The organism is Nonomuraea sp. NPDC059023 (assembly GCF_042740095.1).
Lineage (GTDB): Bacteria > Actinomycetota > Actinomycetes > Streptosporangiales > Streptosporangiaceae > Nonomuraea.
The window spans coordinates 45157-68220 of the sequence record NZ_JBHYIO010000020.1; the positions used below are offsets into that span (position 1 = coordinate 45157).

General features: G+C 71.3%; 23 protein-coding genes. 12 read left to right on the top strand and 11 right to left on the bottom strand.

Translation table 11 applies throughout. The features are described from left to right. The first annotated feature begins 9 nt into the window (after window positions 1-9). Window positions 10-447, top strand: coding sequence for a hypothetical protein (locus ACFWYW_RS30870; RefSeq protein ID WP_379619227.1), 438 nt, complete (start codon window positions 10-12; stop codon window positions 445-447). A 4-nt stretch (window positions 448-451) separates the two neighbouring features. Beyond that, a complete protein-coding gene (locus ACFWYW_RS30875) occupies window positions 452-1780 on the top strand; it encodes a dipeptidase (RefSeq protein ID WP_379619229.1) in 1329 nt (442 codons plus the stop codon). On the opposite strand, the gene ACFWYW_RS30880 is transcribed toward ACFWYW_RS30875, so the two are convergent. Together ACFWYW_RS30880 and ACFWYW_RS30885 are read right to left on the bottom strand one after the other, a co-directional pair. Next, window positions 1777-2538 (bottom strand): sulfite exporter TauE/SafE family protein, encoded by a 762-nt coding sequence (locus ACFWYW_RS30880; protein ID WP_379619231.1) that lies wholly within the window; start codon window positions 2536-2538, stop codon window positions 1777-1779. The two genes, ACFWYW_RS30875 and ACFWYW_RS30880, sit on opposite strands and share 4 nt — an antisense overlap. A 9-nt stretch (window positions 2539-2547) precedes the next feature. Continuing rightward, entirely contained in the window at window positions 2548-3081 is a 534-nt protein-coding gene (locus ACFWYW_RS30885) for a hypothetical protein (RefSeq protein WP_379619233.1), read from the bottom strand. 18 nt (window positions 3082-3099) lie between these two features. Between ACFWYW_RS30885 and ACFWYW_RS30890 the strand changes: the two genes are divergently transcribed. Further along, a complete protein-coding gene (locus ACFWYW_RS30890; protein ID WP_379619235.1) occupies window positions 3100-3852 on the top strand; it encodes an SDR family oxidoreductase in 753 nt (250 codons plus the stop codon). Window positions 3853-3854: 2 nt separating this feature from the next. Here the strand turns inward: ACFWYW_RS30890 and ACFWYW_RS30895 are convergent, their stop codons facing one another. Continuing rightward, window positions 3855-4736, bottom strand: coding sequence for a hypothetical protein (locus tag ACFWYW_RS30895; protein ID WP_379619237.1), 882 nt, complete (start codon window positions 4734-4736; stop codon window positions 3855-3857). A 173-nt stretch (window positions 4737-4909) separates the two neighbouring features. On the opposite strand from ACFWYW_RS30895, the gene ACFWYW_RS30900 reads away from it, so the two are divergent. Genes ACFWYW_RS30900 through ACFWYW_RS30930 form a run of 7 tightly spaced genes read left to right on the top strand, consistent with a single transcriptional unit; the run spans window position 4910 to window position 11875 of the window. Then, the gene (locus ACFWYW_RS30900; RefSeq protein WP_379619239.1) at window positions 4910-5851 is read left to right on the top strand and encodes a GNAT family N-acetyltransferase; all 942 of its coding nucleotides are present in this window, start codon (window positions 4910-4912) and stop codon (window positions 5849-5851) included. Continuing rightward, window positions 5848-6540 (top strand): PIG-L deacetylase family protein, encoded by a 693-nt coding sequence (locus ACFWYW_RS30905; protein WP_379619241.1) that lies wholly within the window; start codon window positions 5848-5850, stop codon window positions 6538-6540. The genes ACFWYW_RS30900 and ACFWYW_RS30905 overlap by 4 nt, the downstream gene beginning before the upstream one ends. Further along, complete coding sequence (locus ACFWYW_RS30910) at window positions 6540-8141, top strand: ABC transporter substrate-binding protein (RefSeq protein WP_379619243.1); 1602 nt, start codon at window positions 6540-6542, stop codon at window positions 8139-8141. The genes ACFWYW_RS30905 and ACFWYW_RS30910 overlap by 1 nt, the downstream gene beginning before the upstream one ends. Continuing rightward, on the top strand, window positions 8138-9109 hold the full coding sequence (locus ACFWYW_RS30915) for an ABC transporter permease (RefSeq protein ID WP_379619245.1): 972 nt from the start codon (window positions 8138-8140) through the stop codon (window positions 9107-9109). Before ACFWYW_RS30910 ends, ACFWYW_RS30915 begins: the two co-directional genes overlap by 4 nt. Then, window positions 9106-9933 (top strand): ABC transporter permease, encoded by an 828-nt coding sequence (locus tag ACFWYW_RS30920; RefSeq protein ID WP_379619247.1) that lies wholly within the window; start codon window positions 9106-9108, stop codon window positions 9931-9933. Before ACFWYW_RS30915 ends, ACFWYW_RS30920 begins: the two co-directional genes overlap by 4 nt. Continuing rightward, window positions 9930-10901, top strand: a complete 972-nt coding sequence (locus ACFWYW_RS30925; protein WP_379619249.1) for an ABC transporter ATP-binding protein — start codon at window positions 9930-9932, stop codon at window positions 10899-10901. Before ACFWYW_RS30920 ends, ACFWYW_RS30925 begins: the two co-directional genes overlap by 4 nt. After that, window positions 10898-11875 (top strand): ABC transporter ATP-binding protein, encoded by a 978-nt coding sequence (locus ACFWYW_RS30930; RefSeq protein WP_379619251.1) that lies wholly within the window; start codon window positions 10898-10900, stop codon window positions 11873-11875. Before ACFWYW_RS30925 ends, ACFWYW_RS30930 begins: the two co-directional genes overlap by 4 nt. A gap of 847 nt (window positions 11876-12722) precedes the next feature. On the opposite strand, the gene ACFWYW_RS30935 is transcribed toward ACFWYW_RS30930, so the two are convergent. Next, complete coding sequence (locus ACFWYW_RS30935; RefSeq protein WP_379619253.1) at window positions 12723-13691, bottom strand: helix-turn-helix transcriptional regulator; 969 nt, start codon at window positions 13689-13691, stop codon at window positions 12723-12725. Between the two features lie 45 nt (window positions 13692-13736). On the opposite strand from ACFWYW_RS30935, the gene ACFWYW_RS30940 reads away from it, so the two are divergent. Next, window positions 13737-14189: a hypothetical protein gene (locus tag ACFWYW_RS30940; protein ID WP_379619255.1), complete on the top strand. Its 453-nt coding sequence runs from the start codon at window positions 13737-13739 to the stop codon at window positions 14187-14189. Here ACFWYW_RS30940 and ACFWYW_RS30945 read toward each other — a convergent pair. Beyond that, window positions 14186-14422: a hypothetical protein gene (locus ACFWYW_RS30945; RefSeq protein ID WP_379619257.1), complete on the bottom strand. Its 237-nt coding sequence runs from the start codon at window positions 14420-14422 to the stop codon at window positions 14186-14188. The two genes, ACFWYW_RS30940 and ACFWYW_RS30945, sit on opposite strands and share 4 nt — an antisense overlap. A 522-nt stretch (window positions 14423-14944) precedes the next feature. On the opposite strand from ACFWYW_RS30945, the gene ACFWYW_RS30950 reads away from it, so the two are divergent. Next, complete coding sequence (locus ACFWYW_RS30950; protein WP_379619259.1) at window positions 14945-15703, top strand: SDR family oxidoreductase; 759 nt, start codon at window positions 14945-14947, stop codon at window positions 15701-15703. On the opposite strand, the gene ACFWYW_RS30955 is transcribed toward ACFWYW_RS30950, so the two are convergent. The 6 genes from ACFWYW_RS30955 to ACFWYW_RS30980 form a co-directional block, all read right to left on the bottom strand. After that, entirely contained in the window at window positions 15700-16434 is a 735-nt protein-coding gene (locus tag ACFWYW_RS30955; RefSeq protein ID WP_379619261.1) for a hypothetical protein, read from the bottom strand. The two genes, ACFWYW_RS30950 and ACFWYW_RS30955, sit on opposite strands and share 4 nt — an antisense overlap. Window positions 16435-16493: 59 nt before the next feature. Continuing rightward, window positions 16494-18290, bottom strand: coding sequence for a Na+/H+ antiporter NhaA (gene nhaA, locus ACFWYW_RS30960; protein ID WP_379619263.1), 1797 nt, complete (start codon window positions 18288-18290; stop codon window positions 16494-16496). A 78-nt stretch (window positions 18291-18368) separates the two neighbouring features. Continuing rightward, window positions 18369-19739 carry a Dyp-type peroxidase gene (locus ACFWYW_RS30965; protein WP_379619265.1) on the bottom strand — a complete coding sequence of 457 codons (1371 nt, stop codon included), beginning with the start codon at window positions 19737-19739 and terminating at the stop codon, window positions 18369-18371. A gap of 237 nt (window positions 19740-19976) precedes the next feature. Next, window positions 19977-20969, bottom strand: a complete 993-nt coding sequence (locus ACFWYW_RS30970; RefSeq protein WP_379619267.1) for a lytic polysaccharide monooxygenase — start codon at window positions 20967-20969, stop codon at window positions 19977-19979. A 52-nt stretch (window positions 20970-21021) separates the two neighbouring features. Further along, entirely contained in the window at window positions 21022-22317 is a 1296-nt protein-coding gene (locus ACFWYW_RS30975) for an ATP-binding protein (protein ID WP_379619269.1), read from the bottom strand. After that, window positions 22314-22991 (bottom strand): response regulator transcription factor, encoded by a 678-nt coding sequence (locus tag ACFWYW_RS30980; protein ID WP_379619271.1) that lies wholly within the window; start codon window positions 22989-22991, stop codon window positions 22314-22316. Before ACFWYW_RS30980 ends, ACFWYW_RS30975 begins: the two co-directional genes overlap by 4 nt. Window positions 22992-23064: the final 73 nt, after the last annotated feature.

A 23064-nucleotide genomic window follows, 5' to 3' on the forward strand; every position in this document is an offset into this window, starting at 1 on the left:
GGGAACGTCATGGGGGCACACGCGCGCGTCACCGACGGGCAGCGGCGCAGCCGGTGGATCACCTACACCGCGACCGGTCTGCTCGTGGTGGTGGTGCTGATCATCATGGCCATCATGTGGGGCACCCGCACGGCCAACGCCACGGCCACCGCGCAGAGCAAGGCCAAGCAGCTCAACGAGCAGCTCGTCGCGGCGGGGCTGAGCCCGGTCGATCCCGACGTCCTGACCAAGGCGCTGGGCACCAAGGGCGGTCAGCTGTGCGCCGACCCCGCCGGTACGGTCGCCAAGGTCGCCGCGCTCACCAACGGCGCCGCCGGGCCGGGGCAGCGGCCGATCATCGCCGAGCGGCGCCTGATCGAGGGGGCGGGGCTGGCGGTGAAGGTGTACTGCCCGGACAAGCGGGAACAGTTCGCCCAGGCGCTGGCCGGGCTCCACCTCGAAAGGTGATCCGATGGAGTTGCGTGAGCGCGTCGCCGCGCTGATGCCGCGGGCGAAGAAGGATCTGGCCGAGCTGGTGGCGTTCCGGTCGGTGGCCGACGCGCGGCAGTTCCCGCCCGAGGAGTGCGAGAAGGCCGCCCAGTGGGTGCTGGACGCCTTCGCCCAGGTCGGGTTCGGCGGCCTGCGCCTGGTCGAGACCGCCGACGGCAGCAAGGCCGTGTACGGCGAGCGCCCCGGCCCGCCCGGCGCCAAGACCGTGCTGCTGTACGCCCACTACGACGTCCAGCCGCCCCTGGACGAGGACGCCTGGAACAGCCCGGTCTGGGAGCTGACCGAGCGCGACGGCCGCTGGTACGGCAGGGGCGCAGCCGACTGCAAGGGCAACATCCTCATGCACCTGACCGCGCTGCGCGCCCTCGGCGACGACGTGCCGGTCGGCCTGAAGCTCATCGTCGAGGGCTCGGAGGAGCAGGGGACCGGCGGGCTGGAGGACTTCGTCCCCAAGAACGCCGACCTGCTGCGCGCCGACGCCATCCTGGTCTGCGACACCGGCGGCGCCGCCGTCGGCCGGCCCGCGCTCACCGTCAGCCTGCGCGGCCTGGCCAACGTGGTCGTCTCGGTCGAGGCGCTCAGCAGCGAGATGCACTCCGGCATGTTCGGCGGCGCCGCCCCCGACGCGCTGGCGGCGCTCATCCACATGCTCTCGTCGCTGCGCGACGCCCGTGGCAACACGACCGTCGACGGCCTGGACAACACGCAGACGTGGAGCGGCGCGCCGTACCCCGCAGGTCAGTTCGCCGCCGACGCGCACGTCCTGAACGGCGAGACGCCGCTCGGCGACGGGACCGTCTCGGACATGCTGTGGGCGCGGCCCGCGCTGACCGTGCTCGGCATCGACTGCCCGCCCGTGGTCGGCTCGGCCTCGGCCATCCAGCCGCACGCCAGGGCCCGGCTCAACCTGCGGGTGCCGCCCGGTATGGACGCGGTGCGGGCCCAGGACGCGCTGATCGCGCACCTGGAGGCGGCCGCTCCGTGGGGCGTGCACGTGACGGTGGAGCGGGAGGCGTCCGGCCAGCCGTTCCTGGCCGAGACCGGCGGGCCCGCCTACACCGCGCTGCGCGGCGCGATGAAGGACGCCTACGGGGTCGAGTCCGTCAGCCTCGGCCAGGGCGGATCCATCCCGCTGTGCAACGTCTTCCGCGACACCTACCCGGACGCGGAGATCATCCTCATGGGCGTGGAAGAGCCGCTCACGCTCATGCACGCGCCCAACGAGAGCGTGGACCCGGACGAGATCGCCAGCATGGCTCTCACCGAGGCGCTGTTCCTGCAGAGGTACTAGGCGCGTGCCAGCAACTGGACCAGCGCCACGGTGCCGACCGCCGCGACCAGGGTCCGCAGCACCGCGGGGCTGAGCCGGCGGCCCAGCGCCGACCCCGCCCGGCCGCCGATCGCGGAACCCGCCGCCAGCAGCCCCACCGCGGTCCAGTCGAAGTCGGCGGCGACGAGGAAGAAGAGCGCGGCCACGGTGTTGACGACGGCGACCAGGACGTTCCTGAGGGCGTTGAGCCGCCGCATGTCCTCGTCGAGGAGCATGCCCATCAGGGCCATGTAGATGATCCCCTGGGCGGCGGCGAAGTAGCCGCCGTACACGCTGGCCAGCGTCAGTCCCGTCAGCAGCACCGGGCCGCCGTCGGGGTCGGCGCTTCGCCCGCGGCGGCGCCGTACCGCCTTGGCGATCCAGGGCTGCAGGACGATCAGTACGAGCGCGAGGCCCACCAGAACGGGCACGATCGTCTCGAACGCGGCGGCCGGCAGCACCAGCAGGAGCGCCGCCCCGGTGACGCCGCCCACCAGCGCGCCCACGCTCATCCGCAGGATGCGCCGCCGTTGCCCGCGCAACTCCGCGCGGTAGCCGATGGCGCCGCTGATCGAGCCGGGGATCAGGCCGAGCGCGTTGGAGACCGTGGCGGTGACCGGGGGCAGACCGGTGGCCAGCAGGACCGGAAACGTGATCAGTGTCCCGGAGCCGACGACGGTGTTGATGGCTCCCGCCCCGGCACCGGCACTGAACACGGCCAGCATTTCCCCAAATGTCACATGAGCAGCTTAGGAACCGGACACTTCCCCCGCGGTCGAACGATGGAGGCAGATGCAGTTGCGGTCGTTCTGGGGCGGGTCGATGACCTGGGCGGACAGCGGGACGAGGAGCTCTTCCATGGCGCGGGCGGCGGTCACCGCCGACTCGGTGACCGAATAGATGTCGGTGGCGTCGTGGACGCTGATCGTGAGGGTGGTGGCCGTCGCCCAGACGTGGGCCGGGTGGCCGGCCAAGGTGACCCAGCCGGGCTGGTCCAGGCCGGGGTGGCCGGGGATCGGGCTGGGGAACCTGGCGTACTCCTGGACGGTGTAGCCCTGGCCGGGTACGGCCTGCGGGGCGCCGGGCGGGATGTGCTTGACCGGCAGGCCCAGCGCGGTCAGGATCCCGGCCGGGTCTTCGGTGCGCAAAGCGGCCAGCAGGCGGTCGCCGTCGTTGGAGTGGCCGCCGTAGGCGCGGCAGAAGTGGAAGTACGCCAGGCTGTTCGCCCACGCGTGCAGCTGCTCGGGAGTGTGGGTCTCGTAGAGGTACTCGTCCCAGGTCATGATGGTAGTTTGCCGGGCATGGTCGAGGCATCCAAGGTCGCCGTCGTCACCGGGGCGGGGTCCGGGATCGGGCGGGCCGTCGCCAGAGGACTGCGCGGGGCCGGTTACGCGGTCGCGGTCGCGGGGCGGCGGGAGGAGACGCTGCGGGAGACCGCGGGCCCACCGGACGCGGGCGGGTGGCTGGTCGTTCCCGCCGACGTGCGGGACGAGGGGTCGGTGGCGGCGCTGTTCGGAGCCGTGCGTGAGCGGTTCGGGCGGGTCGACCTGCTGTTCAACAACGCCGGCACGGGTACGCCTCCGGTGCCCGTGGACGAGCTCGACGTCGAGCAGTGGCGTACCGCGGTGGACACCAACCTCACCGGCTCCTTCCTGTGTGCCAGGGAGGCGTTCGGGATCATGCGGCGGCAGGACCCGCGGGGCGGGCGGATCATCAACAACGGGTCGATCTCGGCCCACGCGCCGCGGCCGTTCAGCGCGCCCTACACCGCCACCAAGCATGCGATCACCGGGCTGACCAAGGCGTTGTCGCTGGACGGCCGGCCGTACGACATCGTGTGCTCGCAGATCGACATCGGCAACGCCGCCACCGAGATGACGGAGAGGATGGCGCAGGGCGTGCTGCAGGCGGACGGGACGACGGCGCCCGAGCCGCGCATGGACGTGGAGCACGTGGTGAGCGCCGTCCTCTACATGGCGGGGCTGCCGTTGGCGGCGAACGTGCAGTTCATGACCGTGATGGCGACCACGATGCCGTTCGTCGGCCGGGGCTGAGGTCACGCGCTCTCGAGAGCCCTTCTGAGCGCCGGTTCGAAGTGGATGAGCGGCAGGTCGTGACCGGGCTGGCCGATGAGGATGGTGGCGATCTTCCCTTCGGCGAAGGCGAGCGCATGCTCGTAGGCGCCCGCGGCCGACACGATCGCGCGGGCGCGCGACGGGCCGCGCGCCTCGGCGAAGAAGACGAGGACGCCGTCGTCGACGCCCGACTGCTCCCCGCGCAGATAGGCGACGCCGGCCAGCTTCTTGGTGAGCTTCTCACGGTCGTCCACCCAGACGGCGGGCAGGTCGCTGCCGACCGTGACCTCGCCGACCAGGTATCCGGCGTTCTCCAGCTCGACGGCCATGGCGATGCCGGCCGCGGCCAGGTCGGCGTCGGGCGAGTACGGCTCGTGCTCGGTGCCGAGCAGGACGAGGCCGCCGGGCGTCTGCCAGGGCACGTAACCCCAGTCGGCGCTGATGTCTACGCGCTGGCTCGTGGAGCGCACCAGCACCTCGCCGGTCTCGGGGTTGGCGTGCTCGGCGGCGGCCGCGGCCAGGGCGGGGGCGTCCAGGCCGAGGCGCTGGGCGGCCCAGGTGACGAGGTTGGCGGCCCAGGTTCCGTCGCGCCAGTCGACGCGTTTCAGGTCGAGGGTGGCCAGGGCGGCGTAGGCGTACCGCACGTGGGTGGGGTCGGCGGTTCTGGCCGCGGCGAGGGTGCAGCGGCGGGCGAAGGTGATGAGGACGTAGAAGTCGTCCAGGCTGAGCCGGGCGGAGGTGAGGCCGGTGTCGAGTGCGGCGCGGATCGCGGCGTCGCACGGGGAGTCGGTCCAGCGCCAGAGCTGGTGGGCGCGGAAGTCGTAGCCGGGGGTTCCCAGGATGTCAGGTTCGTCTGGGTCCATACACCTGACGCTAGACGCCTCGGCACCGCGTATGTCGGTTGTCATGCCTAATCAGTCGGGCAACGTTCCATACTTACCGGAGGCGAAGGAAAGTTTCTAGAGGTTCGGGCACAGAGAAAATTTCTTCCCGAACTTATTGACCAGAGCGCTTACCAGTCGGAAAGCTCTTGTTCATGACGGTCACAGTCCGCGCGTTCGTCGCGGGGGATGAGCCCTCACTGATCGACTGCTGGAACCAGAGCCTGCCCGCCGACCCGACGACCGCGACGTGGTTTCGCGACTGCGTCCTGCTCGACCCCAACTTCGACCCCGACGGGCTGCGCGTCGCCGTCGCGGACGGCCGGGTGGTGGGCTGCGCCTATGCGGTAGGCCGCCGGACGCCCCTCGCGCCCGGCACCGACCTGGAGCCGGAGACCGGGTGGATCCCGTTCTTCTTCGTGGCCCCCGGTCACCGGGGCTCCGGGCTCGGCCGGCGGTTGCTCGGCGAGGCGCTCGCGTTCCTGCGCGATCAGGGGCGCACCCGCGTCGACTTCGCCTCCTACACCCCCAACTACGTCCTGCCCGGCGTCGACGCCGAGCTCTATCCGCGGGCGTTCGCGCTGCTCGGCGCGATGGGCTTCACCACGCTGTACTCGCCGGTCGCGATGGACCGCACGCTCGTCGGCTACGCGACCCCGCCCGAGGTGCACGCCCTGCGCGAGAAGCGCGAGAGCGAGGGGTACGGCTTCCGCCACCCCACCGCCGGCGAACTGCCCGAGCTGATCCGCTTCGCGGCCGACGTCTTCAACCCCGACTGGGGCGAGGCGATCCGCCACCACAGATCCGTCGAACGCATGATTATCGCGAAATATCGGGAAAAGGTGGTGGGCTTCGCGCTCTATGCGGCGTATCGCGGCATCCCCGAGCGCTTCGGGCCCTTCGGCGTCGACCCGGGCGAACGCGGCACCGGCCTCGGCAAGATCCTGCTCCACCTCACGATGACCGCCAAGCGCGCCGAGGGCCTGCACTCCTCGTGGTTCCTGTGGACCGGCGAGGCCAGCCCGGCCGGCGTGCTCTACACCAAGGCGGGCTACGAGGTGACCAGGCGTTTCCACGTCATGAGGTGGAGCGCGTGAACATCCTGGCCATCGGCGCGCATGCCGGCGACATGGATCTGACGGCGGGAGCCGTACTCGCGCAGCATGTCCTTGAGGGGCACGAGGCGACGCTCCTGCACCTCACGCTCGGCGAGCGCGGTCACCCGCGGATGTCCGTGCCCGACTACGCCGCGCAGAAGCGCGAGGAGGCGCAGGCGTTCGCGGCCGCGATCGGCGCGCGGGCCAGGTTCCTCGACTACGAGGACGGGCTGCTGCCCGAGGACGAGGACGTCAAGATGCGCGTCGGCGACCTGATCAGGGAGCTGAAGCCGGACGTGCTCCTCACCCACTGGAGCGCCTCGATCCACAAGGACCACGCCCGCACCCACCGCGTGGTCGAGGACGCCCGCTTCTACGGCGGGCTGAAGACGCTGGAGCGCGACCTGCCCGCGCACTGGGCCGGGCAGCTCTACTACGCCGACAACTGGGAGGACGCCGAGGGCTTCCGCCCCGACGTGTTCGTCGAGATCGCCGAGGAGGCCTACGAGATCTGGTCGCGGGCGATCACCGGCTACGCCTACGCCCGCGGGGAGACCTACGGCTTCCCGTACGTCGACTACTACCGGGCGCTCACGATCGTGCGGGGCGCGCCGGCCGGATTTCGCCGGGCGCAGGCGTTCGCCGCCCCGGTGGGATCCCGCGATCTGCGGGTGAGAGGAACCTTCTGATGAAACGTTTAACGATCATCGCCGTCGTATTGGTTCTCGCCGGTTGTTCGGGCGGGGGAGGGCAGAAGGGGCCGGGCGCGGCGGCGCCGCCGCTGGTCGTGCACGCGATCGACTCGGGCACCTTCCAGGAGAACTTCAACCCGTTCCACCTGGAGGGCGTCAACTTCGGCACCACCGGGATGATCTACGAGACGCTCGAGTACTTCAACAAGCTCAAACCGGGCGAGACCAAGCCGTGGCTGGCGCTGAGCCACGCGTGGAGCAACGACGGCAAGACGCTCACCTTCACCCTCCGCCAGGGCGTGAAGTGGACCGACGGCAAGCCGTTCACCGCCGACGACGTGGTCTTCACCTTCGAGACGATGATCAAGCACCCGGAGCTCAACAAGAGCGCCGTGGAGCTGGCCGGCGCCAAGGCGCTCGCCCCGGACAAGGTTCAGCTCGACTTCAAGTCGACCTCCTACGCCAAGCTCTTCAACATCTCGGGCAGCACGGCGATCGTGCCGAAGCACCTGTTCGAGAAGGAGAACGCGGTCACCTTCACCAACCCCAAGCCGGTGGGCACCGGGCCGTACAAGCTGGCGAAGTTCTCCGCTCAGCTCTACGAAATGACGAAAAATCCGGACTACTGGCAGCCGGGCAAGCCCGTCGTCCCCACCGTCAGGTTCCCCGCCTACACCGCCAACGCCGTCCAGACCGGGCTGCAGCAGGGCGAGATCGACTGGGCCGGGGCGTTCGTCCCCGACATCGACAAGATCTACGTCCAGGGCAAGCCCGAGATCAACAAGTACTACTTCCCGCCCGAGGGCGTGGTCGCCCTCCTGCCGAACCTGACCCACCCCGTCCTGTCCAAGCCCGAGGTACGGCAGGCCATCAGCCTGGCCATCGACCGCGACAAGATCGTCAAGGTGGCCGAGCGCGGCTACACCAAGGTCGCCCACCCCACCGGCATCCCCATCCCCGGCGGCGAGGCGTTCCTGCCGCCCGCCTACAAGGACGCCGCCTACAAGGTCGACATCGCGAAGGCCAAGGAACTGCTCAAGGGCGTCGACCCGGCCCAGCTGAAGTTCCAGCTGCTGGTGCCCTCGCCGTTCACCGATTGGGTCAACGCCGCCCAGCTCATCCGCGAGGACCTGGCCAAGGTCGGCATCACCGTCGAGACCCGCGGCGTCGCCTTCCAGGACTGGGTCTCCAAGGTGGGCAAGGGCAGCTACGACCTGTCGATCCGAGCCACGCCGGCCGGGGCCTCGCCGTACTTCCAGATGCGCTCGCTGCTGTTCAGCGAGCTGGCCAAGCCCGTCGGCACCTCCGCCACCGGCAACTACCAGCGCTGGAAGGACGCGGCCAGCGACAAGCTCATCCACGACTACGCCGCCACCGACGACCTGGCCGCGCAGCAGAAGGCGGCCCAGGGACTCGGCACGATCATGGTGGAGAAGCAGCCGGTGCTGCCGCTGTTCTACAGCCCGGCCTGGGCGCAGTTCCGCACCAGCAAGTACGTCGGCTGGCCCTCCGAGCAGGACCCGTACGCGATGCCCTCGCCGTACACCTCGCCCGACGCCGCCGTGGTGCTGCTCAACCTGAGGCCAGCGGGCACGTGAGGTTCCTGGCCAGGCGGCTCGGGTTCTACCTGCTCACGGCCTGGGCCGCCGTCACGCTCAACTTCCTGATCCCCCGGCTGATGCCGGGGGACCCGGTCGACCTGCTGGTGGCCAGGCTCAAGGGCAACGTGGACCCGGCCGCCGTCGAGGCGATGAAGAAGGCGTTCGGGATCAGCGACGCGGGGCTCTGGACGCAGTACGTGGACTACCTGGGCAACCTCTTCCGCGGGGAACTCGGGCGCTCGATCACGTTCTTTCCCACCGAGGTCTCCACCGTCATCGCCGACAGCCTGCCCTGGACGATCGGCCTGGTCGGCGTGGCCACGCTGATCAGCTACGTCGTCGGCACCTCGCTCGGCGTGCTCATGGCGTGGAAGCGCGGCACCTGGCTGGACGGGGTGCTGCCCGCCGCGACCTTCCTGCACGCGGTGCCGTACTTCTGGGTCGCGCTCGTGCTGGTCTTCGTCTTCGGCTCGACGCTGCAGTGGTTCCCGGGCTCGCGCGCCTACGGGCTGGAGGTGACGCCCGGCTTCACCGGCGACTTCCTGGCCAGCGTGGCCTACCACGCGACGCTGCCGGCGGTCACGATCGTCGTCGCCTCGATGGCCGACCGCATCCTGGGCATGCGCAACGTCATGGTCACCACGCTCGGCGAGGACTACGTCGTGATGGCCGAGGCCAAGGGGCTGACCAGCCGCCGCGTCATGTGGGCCTACGCCGCGCGCAACGCGATCCTGCCCAACATCACCAGCTTCGCCCTCTCGCTCGGCTTCGTGGTGGGCGGATCCGTCCTGACGGAGATCGTCTTCTCCTATCCGGGCATCGGCTCCATGCTGCTGAAGGGCGTGGAGAACGAGGACTTCCCGCTCATGCAGGGCATCTTTCTCGTGATCTCGCTGGCCGTACTGGTCGCGAACCTCCTGGCCGACCTGGCCTACGTCCTCCTCGACCCAAGGACGCGCCAATGAAGATCCGCATAGGCGCCGGCATCCTCGTCTTCTTCGCGCTGATGGCGCTCGCCGGGCCGCTGCTGATCTCGGCCGACCCGGCCGCGACCAGCGACGCGGGCCTGCAGGGCCCCTCGTCAGCGCACTGGCTCGGGACGACCCAGACCGGTCAGGACATCCTCACGCAGATCGTGTACGGCTCGCGCGTCTCGCTCGGCGTCGGCGTGCTGTCGGCGGTCATCGCCACCGCCTTCGCCATCGCCGTGGGCCTGGTCGGCGGCTACTTCGGCGGCGCCGTCGACGAGGTGCTGTCGGTGCTGACCAACATCTTCCTCGTGCTCCCGGCGCTGCCGCTGATCATCGTGCTCGCCGGGTACCTGCCCCAGCGCGGGGTCACCTCGGTCGCGGTGGTCATCGCCGTGACCGGATGGGCCTGGGGCGCGCGGGTCCTGCGCGCCCAGACCCTGTCGGTACGGCGGCGCGACTTCGTCGAGGCGGCACGGGCCGGCGGCGAGGGCCCGATCCGGGTCATCTTCTTCGAGATCCTGCCGGTGCTGCTGCCGGTGATCGCCACGAGCTTCCTGGCGACGGTCGTGGGCGCGATCCTGGCCGAGGCCGGGCTGTCGTTCCTCGGCCTGGCGGACCTGTCCACGGTGAGCTGGGGCAGCATGCTCTACTTCGCGCAGAACGGGCAGGCGCTGCTCATCGGGGCGTGGTGGTGGTTCGTGCCACCGGGGCTCTGCATCGCGCTCATCGGGACCGGGCTGGCGCTGGTCAACTTCGGCCTGGACGAGATAGCCAACCCCCGGCTGCGTACGATCAAGGTTCGGAAGGCGCGCGCATGAACGTCCTGGAGATCCGCGACCTGGGCGTCGACTACCAGTCGAACAGCGGCGCCGTGCACGCCGTCGCCGGCGTCTCGCTCGACCTGCGGCGGGGCGAGATCCTCGGGCTGGCGGGGGAGAGCGGCAGCGGCAAGTCCACGCTCGCCCACGCGATCGGCCGCCTGCTGCGCCCGCCCGCGGCGATCACCGGCGGCACGGTGACCTACCACCGCGCCGACGGCGACGCCGTGGACGTCCTGGGCCTGCGCGGCGAGGAACTGCGCGCCTTCCGCTGGGCGGAGCTGGCCGTCGTCTTCCAGTCGGCCATGAACTCGCTCAACCCGGTCAGCACCGTGGGCGCGCAGATCGAGGACGTGCTCCGCATCCACCGGCCCACCATGAACCGGAAAGCGCGCACAGAGCGGTCGGTTGAGCTGCTCCAGCGTGTCGGGATCAGCGCCGACCGGCGGCGCGGCTACCCGCACGAGCTGTCCGGCGGCATGCGCCAGCGGGCCGCGATCGCCATCGCGCTCGCGCTCAACCCCGAGATCATCATCATGGACGAGCCGACCACCGCCCTCGACGTGGTGGTGCAGCGCGACATCCTGCACGAGATCAGCGCCCTGCGCGAGGAGTACGGCTTCGCCGTCGTCTTCATCACCCACGACCTGTCGCTGCTCATGGAGATCTCCGACCGGATCGCCATCATGTACGCCGGCCGGGTCGTCGAGACCGGCACCGCCCGCGCCCTGCACGACACGCCCCGCCACCCGTACACGCTGGGCCTGCTGCGCTCCTTCCCCCGCCTGCACGGTCCGCGCGAGGAACTGCTCGGCATCCCCGGCACCCCGCCCGACCTGCGGGCGCTGCCGCCCGGCTGCGCCTTCCACCCGCGCTGCCGCCACGCCCTGCCGGACTGCCGGGAGATCACCCCGTCCCTGCGCGACGGGGTCTCCTGCCTGCTCAACGAGGGAAAGGGGGTCCGATGAGCGAGATCGTGCTCGAAGGCCGCAACCTCACCAAACACTTCAAGGCCGCCCGCGGCCGCGGCACCGTGCACGCCGTGGACGACGTCTCCCTCACCCTCCGATCCGGTACGGCCACCGCGCTCGTCGGCGAGAGCGGCTGCGGCAAGAGCACCGTGGCCCGCCTGCTGGCCCAGGTGTACCCGCCGACGTCGGGCGAGGTGCTGCTGCACGGGCGGAAGGTGACCGGCTTCCGCGAGTACCGGCGGCAGGTGCAGCTCATCTTCCAGGACCCCTTCGCCTCCCTCAATCCCTTCCACCGGGTCCGCTACCACCTGGCCAGGCCGCTGCGCCTGCACGGCCACGCGCGCTCGGCGGCGCACGAGAAGGAGCTCGTCGCCGAGCTGCTGGAACGGGTCAGCCTGACGCCGGTCGAGCAGTTCATGGACAAGCTGCCGCACGAACTGTCCGGCGGCCAGCGCCAGCGCGTCGCCATCGCCCGCGCGCTGGCCGTGCGGCCGATCGCGCTGATCGCCGACGAGCCGGTGTCCATGCTGGACGTGTCGATCAGGCTCGGGGTGCTGCGGCTGCTGGAGACGCTGGCGGCCGACAGCGGGCTGGCGCTGCTGTACATCACGCACGACATCGCCAGCGCCCGGTACTTCGCCGAGGACATCACCGTCATGTACGCGGGCCGGCTGATCGAGAGCGGCCCCGGCGAAGCCCTGACCCAGTCGCCCCGCCACCCCTACACCCAGCTCCTCCTCGACTCCGCGCCCGACCCCGCCCGCCACTCCGCGCCCGTCCCGAAGCGCGCCGCGCGCGGGGAGCCGCCGAGCCTCATCGCTCCGCCGGACGGGTGCCGCTTCCATCCGCGGTGCCCGGTGGCGCTGCCGGTGTGCGCGAGCGAGGTGCCCGGCCGTACGGTGCTGGGTCCGGAACGGTGGACGCACTGCTGGCAGGCTGAAGCTCGGCCCACCAGCGTTCCCGGTGGGTAGAGCGGAGCAGGCGGGCGTGCAGCCGGTGCAGCACGGTGACGTTGTGGGTGTTGACCTCCAGCTCCCCGGCCCCGGCCAGGCGCCGCAACGGACGGCCGTGGCAGACCGAGCAGCCGCACACGCCCTCGGGCAGCCGCTCCACCGGCACGAACTCCAGCAGTTCCGGCACCAGCGCGCTCCTGGCCCCGCCCTTCCGCCAGCCGCCGCGGGCCTGGTGCGGCTCGGGGTACAGGTGCCGCAGCACCTCGCGGACCCCCACAGCCGCCCAGGGCGCGCCATGCGCCAGCGCCCCCAGCGCCGCGATCCCCGCCGACAACAGCGGCAGCCCCGGGGTCCGCGCGGCCGGAGGGGCGGCGTCCTCGACGACCAGGGCGACGGGCAGGCCGTAGGCGGCGATGGCGGTGGTGAGGGCGGGCAGGCCGGGGCCCAGCCAGTCGGCGTGGACGGGCAGCACCGCCACGACCTCGCCCCACTGGCTCGCCTGGTCCAGGATGGTGTGCAGCGCCTGGGTGTCGCCTCGCCCGATGTAGCCGGAGTCGGTCAGCGGTACCGTCACCCGGGCCTCGACCTGGTCGGCGATCCAGTGTGCCGACAGGCCGGCCGTACCCCTGACCCGTCCTGAGCCCGCGTACCGGCGGCGGTCGGCGAGGACCGGCGCCGTGTAGCCGCGCCTGCGCACCATGCGGACCGCCTCGTGCGCCGCCTGCCCGGTGAAGACCAGCCCCGAGTGCGGCCGGTCGCCGAGGATCAGGGCGTCGTACACGTCCCGGGTGGAGAGCTGGATGAGCAGGTGGTCGCGGAGGTCCATGGACGGCTCCTCAAGGGCTATAACACCCCATACCCCCAGTTAAGTCTCGCGATAGCGGGCGGTCAGGTCGTCCAGGGTGGCGATGACGCGCGCGCGGAGCTCCGCCGGGCTGCGGACCTCGACGTCGGCCCCCAGGCGCAGGAACTCGCCCAGCGCGTGCTCCACCGACTCGATCGGCAGCGTCACCTCGGTCCTGCCGTCGGGCAGCGGCCGAGCGGACGCCTCCGCCGCGCCCACCACGCCCGGCGTCATCATCTCCCGCAGCCGGTCCATGCCGCGCGGCGTCAGCCGGGCCACGGCCTCGCCCTGGCGCAGGCGGGCCTGGAACTCGGTCAGGTACTCCTGCCAGTGCGCGGCCAGGTCGAAACCGTCCGGGCGGGTGAACGCCTCCTCCCGGACGACCAGGTCGAGGATCTGCCACACCCGGTAGGTGCGCACCTGGTCGCCGCCGCGGGCGACCAGATACCAGCGGCCCGCCTTCACCACCAGCCCGTACGGCTCCAGCCGCCTGGTCACCTCGCCCTTCCAGCTCTTGTACCGCACGTCGAGCACCCGCTCCCGCCACACCGCGTCGGCCACGGCGGGCAGGAACGGCAGCGGGTCGCGCTCCCGGTACCAGGCGGGCGCGTCGAGGTGGAAGCGCTCGCGGACCCGCCCGGCCCGGTCGCGCAGCTCGACCGGCAACGCCGCCATGAGCTTGAGCTGGGCCGCCGTGACCACCGCGCCCAGCCCCAGCTCGGCGGCCGGGCCAGGCAGCCCGGCGAGGAAGAGCGACTCGGCCTCGTCGCTGGTCAGGCCGGTCAGCCGGGTGCGGTAGCCGTCGAGCAACTGGTAGCCGCCGTTGGTTCCGGCGTCGCCGTACAGGGGGACTCCGGCGGTGTGGAGGGACTCCACGTCGCGATAGATCGTGCGCACCGAGACCTCCAGGCGCTCGGCCAGCTCCCGCGCGGTCATGCGGCCGCGCGTCTGCAGCAGCAGGAGGATCGACACCAGGCGGGAAGCGCGCATGCCACTGACAATAGATGTCAGTGAGCCGGCCATAGCGTCCGGGCCATGAACGGATTCGAGTTCTTCACCGGCGCCTGGAACATCCACAACAAGCGGCTCACCACATGGCTGGCGGGCAGCGACGAGTGGGAGGAGTTCCCCGGCCGGTCGGTCGCCAGCAGCCACTTCGCCGGTGGCGCGCACTTCGACGAGGTGGAGTTCCCCACGAAGGGGTTCAGCGGGCTGACGATCCGGCTGTTCGACGTGGACGAGCGGCGCTGGACCATCCACTGGGCCAGCACCCGTACCGGCCGCTTCGACCCGCCCATGAGCGGTACCTGGCAGGGGGACCGGGGCGAGTTCTACGGCGACGACCAGCACCAGGGCACGCCGGTGCGCGCCCGCTTCCTCTGGACCCGGATCGGCGAGGACGAGGCGCGGTGGGAGCAGGCGTTCTCGGTGGACGGGGAGAAGACCTGGGAGACCAACTGGATCATGGAGCTGACCCGGGCGGGCTAGAGGCCGGTGCTCCTGACCCAGAAGATGACGCCGACCGCCACCGCGGCCACCAGCAGCAGCAGACCGCCCACCACGATCACCCACCACCAGCCCGACTTCGGGGTCGCGGCCTCGTACTGCTCGACGTCGGGGAGCATGTCCGGCGTGTACGGCAGGCGCACCGTGCCCTCGCCGAGCCCGTCCTGACCCTGGTGCCGAGCCTGCTGCGGCGGAACCCCCTTCTGCGGCGGCATCCCCTGCGGGGGCCAGGTCTGCGGGCCGGACTGCTGCGGCGGGACCCCCTGCGGCGGGACCCCTTGGGGCGGAACCCCCGGCGGCGGCCAGGTCTGGTGGTGGCCGGGCTGGTGGGGTGGCGTTCCGGGAGGTTGCTGTGGTGGCCAGGTCTGATGCTGGCCGGGGGGTTGCCGCGGGGCTTGTTGCGGGGGTTTCTGCGGGTGATGCGGGGCGGGCTGGTGGTGGGGGCCGTTCGGGGGCGGGGGTTGCTGGGGGCCGGAGTACTGCGGGGGCCATGTCGGGTTCGGGCCGGGCTGTTGCGGGGGCCAGACCTGTTGCGGGGGCGGCGGTGGTCCCGGTGGTCCCTGGTTGTGCGGGTTCGACTGGTCCGGGGGCTGCTGGTGGGGCCAGCGGTGGCGCACCGTCTCCTCCGGATCGGGATACTGCGGGCCCTGCTGCGGTGGAGTCATGATTCCCCCGGAAATCGCGCCGATGATTTCCAGACATTGTCACATCTGTGCGGGGTGGCTCGTCTGGATGTCATGACGCGAATTCTGGTTACCGGCGCCGGTGGCCGTCTCGGCACTGCCGTACTCGGGAGGCTGGGTGGCGAGGCGGAGCTGCGGGCGGTCAGCCGGAGCGCCCGCACGGGTGACAAGGTCGAGTGGGTGGTCGCGGACCTCACCACGGGCCAGGGCATCGCGGCGGCCGTCGACGGGGTGGACGTGATCCTGCACCTGGCCGCGGCGCCCTACAAGGGCCGCTACACCCGCCGGGTCGAACTGGACGGCACCACCGCGCTGCTCGCCGCCGCCCGGCAGGCGGGTGTCGGGCACCTCGTCTACATCTCGATCGTCGGTGTGGACCGGGTTCCGTGGGGCTACTTCAGGACCAAGCTGGCCGCCGAGAACCTCGTCAGAACCGGCGGGGTGCCGTGGACGATCCTGCGGGTGACACAGTTCTACGAGTTCGTGGACCAGGCGCTGACGGGGATGGCCCGCCTCGGGTTCCTGGCCGCGGAGCCGGGCGGCGGCGTCCAGCCGGTCGATGTGCGTGACGTGGCGGATGAACTGGCCGCGCGGGTCGCGGCCGGGCCCGCACAGACCATTCTGGAGTACGGCGGGCCCGAGGTCCTCGACTTCGCCGAGGCGGTCAAGGCCTGGCGGCGAGCCAGGAAGCACCGGCCGATCCTGCGCCTGCGGCTGCCGGGCGGGTTCGGCCGCGCCTTCCGCGCCGGCCACCTGACCACGACCGCCCGGCCCAGCGGGACGATCACCTGGCGGGAGTACCTGTCCGGCTAGCTCTGCCGGCCGGGGTCGGACCACGGCTGAGCGCCGCCGGGCGGAGGGGGAGGCTGCTCGCCGGGCGCGGCCCCCGGCTGAGGCGCCGGCGCGCCACCGGGCTGGGGCACGCCACCATAGGACGGCTCACCATAGGAGGGCGCACCATAGGGCGGCTCACCTTGGGATGGGCCACCATAGGACGGGCCGCCGTACTGCGGACCACCAGGCTGCTGGGCTCCGGGCTGCGGGGCTCCGGGCTGCGGGGCACCGGGCTGCGGGGCACCGGGCTGCGGGGCGGCGCCGGGCTCTTGGGCACCGGGCTGGGGGTAGCCGGGCTGGGGGGCTGCGCCGGGCTGGGGGTAGGCGGGTTGCGGGGTGGCGCCGTAGCCCTGGGGCTGGCCGTACCCGGGCTGGGGGTAGGGGGAGGGCTGGTTCCACGCGGGCGCCTGCGGTTCCGGACGGGACCCGCGGTGGGCGACCACGCCCGCCACCAGCAGGCCGAAGCCCACCAGCGTCAGCGCCATGTTCACCAGCCCGAGAAGCCCGAAGATCGTGGACGCCGTGGAGAAGCCGAGGTCCCGGGCGATCGACGGGGCGAAGACGGACGTGGCGACCGATGGCAGCACGCCGATCATCAGCACGATGCTGCCGAACATGCCCAGCAGCGCGCCCTTGCCATGCCGTCGCCGGGCCATTCCCGTGATGACCGCCCCCGCGCCGAAGGCGATGAACATCACGATATGGATCAAGAGGTTGATGATGCTCAATTCCACGCCCCATATCTATCGGTTAGGAGATCTTCTCGACCTTATGGGGATTTTCGGGCTTCCTCCACCGCGCGGCTGATCGACGCCGCGTCTAGCGCCCCCTGGTAACGGATCCCGTTGAAGAACAGCGTGGGCGTGCCCCGCACCCCGCCGTCCCGCCCCGACCGCTCGTCCCGGGCCAGCCGCCGGGAGTGCCGCGGCACGTCCTGCCACGGCTCCACACCCAGCTCGGCGGCATAGTGCCCGAGATCCTCGTCGGTCAGGAACCGCTGGTTGGCGTACAGGATGTCGTGCATCTCCCAGAACCGGCCCTCGTCGGCCGCCGACTCCGCGACCAGGGCCGCCGCGACCGCGCGCGGGTGCATGTTCCGCAGCGGGAAGTGCCGGAACACCAGCCGCACGTCCGGATCCCGCTCCATCAGCTCCTGCAGCACCCCGTGCATCCGCCCGCAGAAGGGGCATTCGAAGTCGCCGTACTCCACGATCGTGACGGTCGCGTCCGCGGGCCCCCGCACGTGGTCATCAGGCCCCACCGGTACGGCCAGCAGCACCGGAAGCTCCTCCTCCGGCTCCGCGTCGGGCGGTGCGCACACGCCGCCCCGGTCCCAGGCGAGCTTGAACGCGATCCAGCCCGCCAGCGCCGACAGCAGCGAGCCCGCCAGGATGCCGATCTTGGCCTGGGCGGCGATCGCCGCGTCCTCGAAGGCCAGGTCCACGATGAACAGCGCCACCGTGAACCCGATCCCCGACACCGCCGCACCGCCCAGCACCTGGCCCCACACGAGGTTGCCGGGCAGCACGCCCCAGTTGAAGCGCAGCGGGATCCACGTGCCGATCGAGATGCCGGCGAACTTGCCGAGCACCAGGCCCAGCGCGATGCCTAGGGTCACCGGCGAGGTGAGCGCCTGCCGCAGCGTCTCCCCGTCCAGCCGGACACCGGCGTTGGCCAGCGCGAACACCGGCACGATCACGTAGCTGCTCCACGGGTGCAGCCGCAGCTGGAGCCGTTCGTTCACCGACACCGCCCGCTGCACCGACCTGGCCGCCTCACGGGCCGCGCCGGCCGACGGCTCGCTGGTGAACTGCTGCACCGCCTCGCCCGCGCGCAGCAGCTTGTGGTCGCTCGGCGCGTACACGAACACCAGCACCCCGAGCGCGATCCCGACCAGCGTCGGGTGCACGCCGCTCTCCAGCGTCGCCACCCACAGCGCGAACCCCAGCAGGATGTACGCCGGCGCCCGCCAGATCTTCAGCCACCGGAGCGTCACGATCGCGGCCAGCAGGAGCGCGGCGGCGATCAGCGCCGGCACCGACAGCGAGGCCGTGTAGAAGATCGCGATGATCATCATGGCCAGGACGTCGTCCACGATGGCCAGCGTCAGCAGGAACGCCCGCAGCGGATCCGGGCACCGGGCGCCGACCACGGCCAGCAGGCCCAGCACGAACGCGGTGTCGGTGGCGATCGGCACGCCCCACCCGCCCGCGGCCGGGCCGCCGGCGTTGAAGGCCAGGTAGACGGCGGCGGGGACGATCATCCCGCCCAGGGCGGCGACCGCCGGGACGGCGACCAGGCGCCGGTCGCGCAGCTGGCCGAGCCGTACCTCGTAGGAGACCTCCAGGCCGATGACGAAGAAGAAGATCGTCATGAGCCCGTCGTTGACCCAGTGCCGCAGGTCGAGCGAGAACTCGGTGGCCCCGAAGGCGAACCCGGCCTCGGTGTGCCAGAAGGTCTCGTAGCTGTCGCCCCAGGGGGAGTTTGCCCACAGCAGTGCCGCCAGCGTGGCCGCCAGCAGTACGACGGTGCTTCCCGCCTCGGTCTTCAGAAACGCGCGCATCATCCCGGATCCCCCGGGGATGATCTTAAACCCCCAGCTCACGGCCTTCCCGGGAGGGCCGGGAAGGCCGTGGAGACTGGACTACAGACCGCGCAGGAACGCCAGCGACGGCATGAAGAAGTACTCGCCGCCGCGCATCGTCACCGTCTGGGCGACCTGCGGCTGCGGCAAGGACTGCTCCGGCTTTCCCCACACCTTCGGGAAGGTGACCTTGATGTCCCGGCCGCCCTGCCCGATCACCGGGTCGTGGCCGGTGCCCGGGTTCTGGAAGTCCGGGTTGTTGGCCCACGACTGCTGCGTGAACTCGAACTGCTCCAGCAGGCTGGAGTTGAACGCCATGAACAGCAGGCCCACGTCACCGCTGGGCCTGGTCTCCGGCGGCGCCTCGTCCCAGGGCTGGTCGGTGCGCTCGCCGTACGTCTGGCCGCGGCGGGCCATCAGCACGTCGCGGCCGAACGAGCGCGGGTTCGTCTTGCGGACGTGCCCGCTGAACGGGCACTTGGAGCCGTCGTCGCCGTCGAAGGTGAAGTCGTTCGTCACCGGGCCGCCGGCGGCCTTGGGCTTGCTGGTCACCGGCGTCCCGTCCTTGAACCGGCCCACCAGCATCGCGCCGGCCCGCGGCCGGTCGGCGCCGGTGAGGCCCAGGCCGTCGGCCAGGTCCCGCTCGATCTCCTTGAACGCGCGGACGTTCTGCTCCAGCTTCCTGAAGACGAAGTAGCTGCCGAAGTGCCGGGCCGGGTTAGGCGCGAACGGGTCGGCCACCAGGATGTTGCTCAGCGGGAACGCCGGGTTCCAGTGCTCCTTCGGCTCCTGGTCGATCTCGTCCTTCAGGAACAGCGGCTGGCTGCGGCCGTCCACGTACCCGAAGTGCTCGATCCCGTCACCGGCCGGGTTGCGCATGCCCTGGCCGGTCTCCTCGCCGAGCAGTCGCGCGCTCTGCGGCAGTTCGCCGAGGATCTCCTCGCGCAGCCGCTCGACCGGCTCCGGCCTGGCGTCCCCGATCAGGATGACCGCGTGGATCTCCCGCTGGTAGGTGTTCTCCCACTGCTCCACGGGCGGGTCGTCGACCAGGGCGATCCGCCGCTTCATGCCGTCGCGGAAGACCTTGTCGCCGAACCGGCGTACGTCCTCGACGGAGTGCCCGAGGTCGCGGTAGCCCGCCTTGCTGATCCCGATCCCCACGTACGCGCTGCCCGGCCGCCGCTCACGGCTGAAGGACCGGATTTCCTCAAGGTGCTTGCGCGCGGACTTCATGTGGGTGGTGGCGACATGGCGCAGGAATCGCTTGCCTTCCGCCACGTCGTTGAAGCGCACGAACAACACGGTCAGGTACTCGCGCACGTGCGCCCGCAGGATGTTCGGCTGCAGGTTGTCGAGCATCGCCTTGGTGTCGGCGTTGAGCGATGCCGAATCCCAGGCCAGAGGTTGTGCGTTGTTCAGGTCGACAGGCATTGCCCATCCTTTCCCCGTCGTGATGAAGGGGCCCCCAATTAACGCGTCAGTCAGGACATTGCACCCACAGTGCGGCAGCCTGTGCGCCAGTCCAATTCCCCTCGTTCACTAACGCGCCCCACTTAATACGACTCCCGAGTCCCTCAAGAAGTTGCGGAAAAGCCAAATTTCCCGAAAAAGATTCCGGCCGCCCCGTTGAATTGGTCGAAACAGGACGGCCGGCGGGGCGGTTCGTGTTTACGGGGTGACGGTGAGTTTCGTGCGGGCGGTGTCGCCGTTCTTGCAATAGGCGATCACCGGGAAGACGCCGGTCCTGGCCGCCTTGAGAGCCGGGGCCCAGGCGGTCGTGGGAGCGGTGGCGTCGGCGCGGACGGGCGTGAACGCCTTGGACGCGACGGCCCTGACGCCGGATCCGCCGCAGACCGCCGTCACCGTCACCTGCGCGCCCACCTTGACCGTGGCGGGGGAGACGCCGACACCGGCGTTGACGGCCGACAGGGAGATGCCGCCACCGGGCGTGGGCGTCGGGGTCGGGGTGGGCTTCGGCGTGGCGGTGGGGGTGCCGCTCGGGGCGGGCGCGGGGTTGTCGTTGCCGCCGCCGAAGACGACGTCGGAGCAGGAGTAGAACGCCTCGGGGCTGTCGCTGCGCTGCCAGACGGCGTAGATCAGGTGACGGCCCTTCTTCGCCGGGAGCTGGGCGTCCATGACGTACGCGCCGCCGGACAGCGCCGGGTCCTTCTGCGTGTGGAACGGCTTCGCCTCCAGGTCGCTCCACTTCAGCGGCTGGGCGGGGTTGTAGCCGTCCTTGGTCAGGTACAGCTCGAAGCTGCCCCGGTGGGGCGCAGTGGCGCGGAACTTGAACGAGTGCCTGGCGCCGGCGGTCATCGTGGTCGCCGGCCAGTCGGCGCGGGCCTGGTCGAAGCCGCGGTACTTGTCGCGGCCCGCGCTGCACAGTTTGCCGTCGGGGATGAGCTCGCGGTGGCGGCCCGCGGCGGCGGCCAGGTTGACCTCGTTCCAGTCGTAGAGCGGCTGCGTGCCGCCGATCTGGACGGCCTTCTTGCAGGCGTCGGTCTTGGGGCTTTCCGGGCCCTCCGCGTAGCAGACCATGGCCCTGCTGGGCGGGTTGTTCATGGTGCCGTGCGCGCCGGCCGTACCGGGGAAAAGGGAGAGCACGAGCAGGGTGGGGGCGGCCAGGGAGGTGGCGACGATCGCCGTGCGGTTGATCTGCATGCAGCCCACCATGGACCACTCAATAGGCCGAAATTTCGCGCTTATGTCGTCGTTAAGGTCGGCTTAGGGGCTTTTTCAAGGCACGAGTTCTGAGCCATACCTGAATCTGCGCGCCGCCCAGCGACGAGCGGTCCAGGCGCAGCGTGCCGCCGGTCGACTCGGCCAGGCGGCGGGCGATGTCCAGGCCCAGCCCGGTCGAACCGGCGCCGCTCGCGCCGCGCTCGATCGCGGTCTCCGGGTCCCTGATGCCGGGTCCCGCGTCGGCGATGAGGATGCCGACCGTGTCCTTGCCCTCGTGCAGGGTCACGCTGAACGCGGTGCCCTCGCCGGTGTGCCGGAAGACGTTGCCCAGCAGGGCGTCCACGGTCGCGCCGAGCTCGGCCGCCGGCACCGGGACGCGGACCGGCAGCGTGGCGCCGATGAGCTGCCACGGCCGCTGCTGGTCCTCCGCCAGCGCCGACCAGAACGTCAGCCGCTCCCGCAGGACCTCGGCCGCGTCGCAGAACGTGGCGGTGCGCTGCGGCCGGCGCGCCGCCGCGATGATCGCGTCCACCTCGCCCTCCAGCCGGGTCAGCGCCTGCTTGCTCGCCTCGGCCTGCGGCCCGAGATGGTCGAGGCTGAGGCGCAGGCCCGCCAGCGGGGTACGCAGGCGGTGGGACAGGTCGGCGGCCATCTCCCGCTCGGCCGCCAGCAACTGGGCGACCCGGTTGGCCATCGAGTTGAACGCCGTGGCCGCGGCCACCAGCTCCGGCGGCCCGTCGGGGTGGATGCGCTCGGCCAGGTCGCCCTCGCCGAGCGCGGTGGCCGCGCCGCCCAGCCGCCGGGCCGCGCGTACGACGCGGGCGCCCAGCCGGTCGCCGACCAGCACCGAGCCGAGCACCAGCACCACGGCCACCCCGGTCAGCACCGCCCACGAGGAGAAGACGCCCCGGTTGAGGTCGGCGGCGGGCACGAACACCTCGATGACCGCGCTCCTGGTGCCGTCGAGGGCGACCGGGCGCAGCAGCACGTACCCGGAGGGCAGCGCGATCGTGCCGGCCTTGGTCTGCGAGGCGGCCTTGGCGACCTCGGCGGCGGGCGCGCGGGTGCTGCCGGAGGCCGGCCCGCCGCCGACATGGATGGCCAGGTGGCCGCGGCGGCCGGCCGCGGTGCGGGCCATGGCCAGGTCGAGGTCGCCGGTCCTGGTGGTCAGCGCCAGCACCGGAACGAGCGAGGAGGCCTGCCGTTCCGCGTCGGCGACCGCCCGGCTCTGCGCCGTCTCCTTGACGATCATGGCGAGCGGCACGAGGAAGGCGAGCGCCACCATCGAGGTGACGGCCACCATGAGGACGGCCAGCGTCCGCCTCATCGCGGGGCGGAGAGCATCACGCCCACGCCGCGGACGGTGTGCAGGTACCGGGGCTTGGAGGCGCTCTCGCCGAGCTTGCGCCGCAACCAGGACAGGTGCACGTCGATCGTCTGGTCGTCGCCGTAGGACTGCTGCCACACCTCGGTCAGCAGCTCCTTGCGGCCCACGACCCGGTCGGCGCGAGCGGCCAGGTAGGCGAGCAGGTCGAACTCGCGGCGGGTCAGCGACAGCGGGAGGCCGTCCAGCGCCGCCTCGCGCCGGTTGACGTCGATGACCAGCCCGCCGACGCGCAGCACCTGCGGCGGCGGCGCGGACCTCGCCCGGCGCAGCACGGCGTCCAGCCGCGCGCCCAGATGGTCGCCGGAGAACGGCTTGACCAGGTAGTCGTCGGCACCGGCCTCCAGCAGCCTGACGATCTCCGCCTCGTCGTCGCGCGCCGTGGCCACGATCACGGGCACGTCGGAGATGCCGCGCACCATCCGCAGCGCCTCGGAGCCGTCGAGGTCGGGCAGCCCGAGATCCAGGATGACGGCGTCCGGCGGCCGCTGGGAGATCTCCCTGAGCGCGTCGAGCGCGCATCCGGCACTGCGCACGGCGTGGTTGCGCCGGTCGAGCTCGCGGATCATCGCCGACCGGACGAAGTCATCGTCTTCGACTACGAGTACCGTCGCCATGGCGCCTAACCGTACATAATGCAACCCATGCGGCGAACCCTTCGATATGTTGCCATGTGGTGCGGTGCGACCG

What these genes read in the sequence shown, in the direction of transcription:
- ACFWYW_RS30950 (WP_379619259.1), top strand. Translation starts at nt 14,945, where the DNA reads ATGACGCGAATTCTGGTTACCGGCGCCGGTGGCCGTCTCGGCACTGCC.
- ACFWYW_RS30940 (WP_379619255.1), top strand. Translation starts at nt 13,737, where the DNA reads ATGAACGGATTCGAGTTCTTCACCGGCGCCTGGAACATCCACAACAAG.
- ACFWYW_RS30875 (WP_379619229.1), top strand. Translation starts at nt 452, where the DNA reads ATGGAGTTGCGTGAGCGCGTCGCCGCGCTGATGCCGCGGGCGAAGAAG.
- ACFWYW_RS30970 (WP_379619267.1), bottom strand. Translation starts at nt 20,969, where the DNA reads ATGCAGATCAACCGCACGGCGATCGTCGCCACCTCCCTGGCCGCCCCC.
- ACFWYW_RS30980 (WP_379619271.1), bottom strand. Translation starts at nt 22,991, where the DNA reads ATGGCGACGGTACTCGTAGTCGAAGACGATGACTTCGTCCGGTCGGCG.
- ACFWYW_RS30900 (WP_379619239.1), top strand. Translation starts at nt 4,910, where the DNA reads ATGACGGTCACAGTCCGCGCGTTCGTCGCGGGGGATGAGCCCTCACTG.
- ACFWYW_RS30910 (WP_379619243.1), top strand. Translation starts at nt 6,540, where the DNA reads ATGAAACGTTTAACGATCATCGCCGTCGTATTGGTTCTCGCCGGTTGT.
- ACFWYW_RS30925 (WP_379619249.1), top strand. Translation starts at nt 9,930, where the DNA reads ATGAACGTCCTGGAGATCCGCGACCTGGGCGTCGACTACCAGTCGAAC.
- ACFWYW_RS30870 (WP_379619227.1), top strand. Translation starts at nt 10, where the DNA reads ATGGGGGCACACGCGCGCGTCACCGACGGGCAGCGGCGCAGCCGGTGG.
- ACFWYW_RS30885 (WP_379619233.1), bottom strand. Translation starts at nt 3,081, where the DNA reads ATGACCTGGGACGAGTACCTCTACGAGACCCACACTCCCGAGCAGCTG.
- nhaA (WP_379619263.1), bottom strand. Translation starts at nt 18,290, where the DNA reads ATGATGCGCGCGTTTCTGAAGACCGAGGCGGGAAGCACCGTCGTACTG.
- ACFWYW_RS30930 (WP_379619251.1), top strand. Translation starts at nt 10,898, where the DNA reads ATGAGCGAGATCGTGCTCGAAGGCCGCAACCTCACCAAACACTTCAAG.
- ACFWYW_RS30945 (WP_379619257.1), bottom strand. Translation starts at nt 14,422, where the DNA reads ATGCCGCCGCAGAAGGGGGTTCCGCCGCAGCAGGCTCGGCACCAGGGT.
- ACFWYW_RS30895 (WP_379619237.1), bottom strand. Translation starts at nt 4,736, where the DNA reads ATGGACCCAGACGAACCTGACATCCTGGGAACCCCCGGCTACGACTTC.
- ACFWYW_RS30935 (WP_379619253.1), bottom strand. Translation starts at nt 13,691, where the DNA reads ATGCGCGCTTCCCGCCTGGTGTCGATCCTCCTGCTGCTGCAGACGCGC.
- ACFWYW_RS30965 (WP_379619265.1), bottom strand. Translation starts at nt 19,739, where the DNA reads ATGCCTGTCGACCTGAACAACGCACAACCTCTGGCCTGGGATTCGGCA.
- ACFWYW_RS30890 (WP_379619235.1), top strand. Translation starts at nt 3,100, where the DNA reads ATGGTCGAGGCATCCAAGGTCGCCGTCGTCACCGGGGCGGGGTCCGGG.
- ACFWYW_RS30920 (WP_379619247.1), top strand. Translation starts at nt 9,106, where the DNA reads ATGAAGATCCGCATAGGCGCCGGCATCCTCGTCTTCTTCGCGCTGATG.
- ACFWYW_RS30975 (WP_379619269.1), bottom strand. Translation starts at nt 22,317, where the DNA reads ATGAGGCGGACGCTGGCCGTCCTCATGGTGGCCGTCACCTCGATGGTG.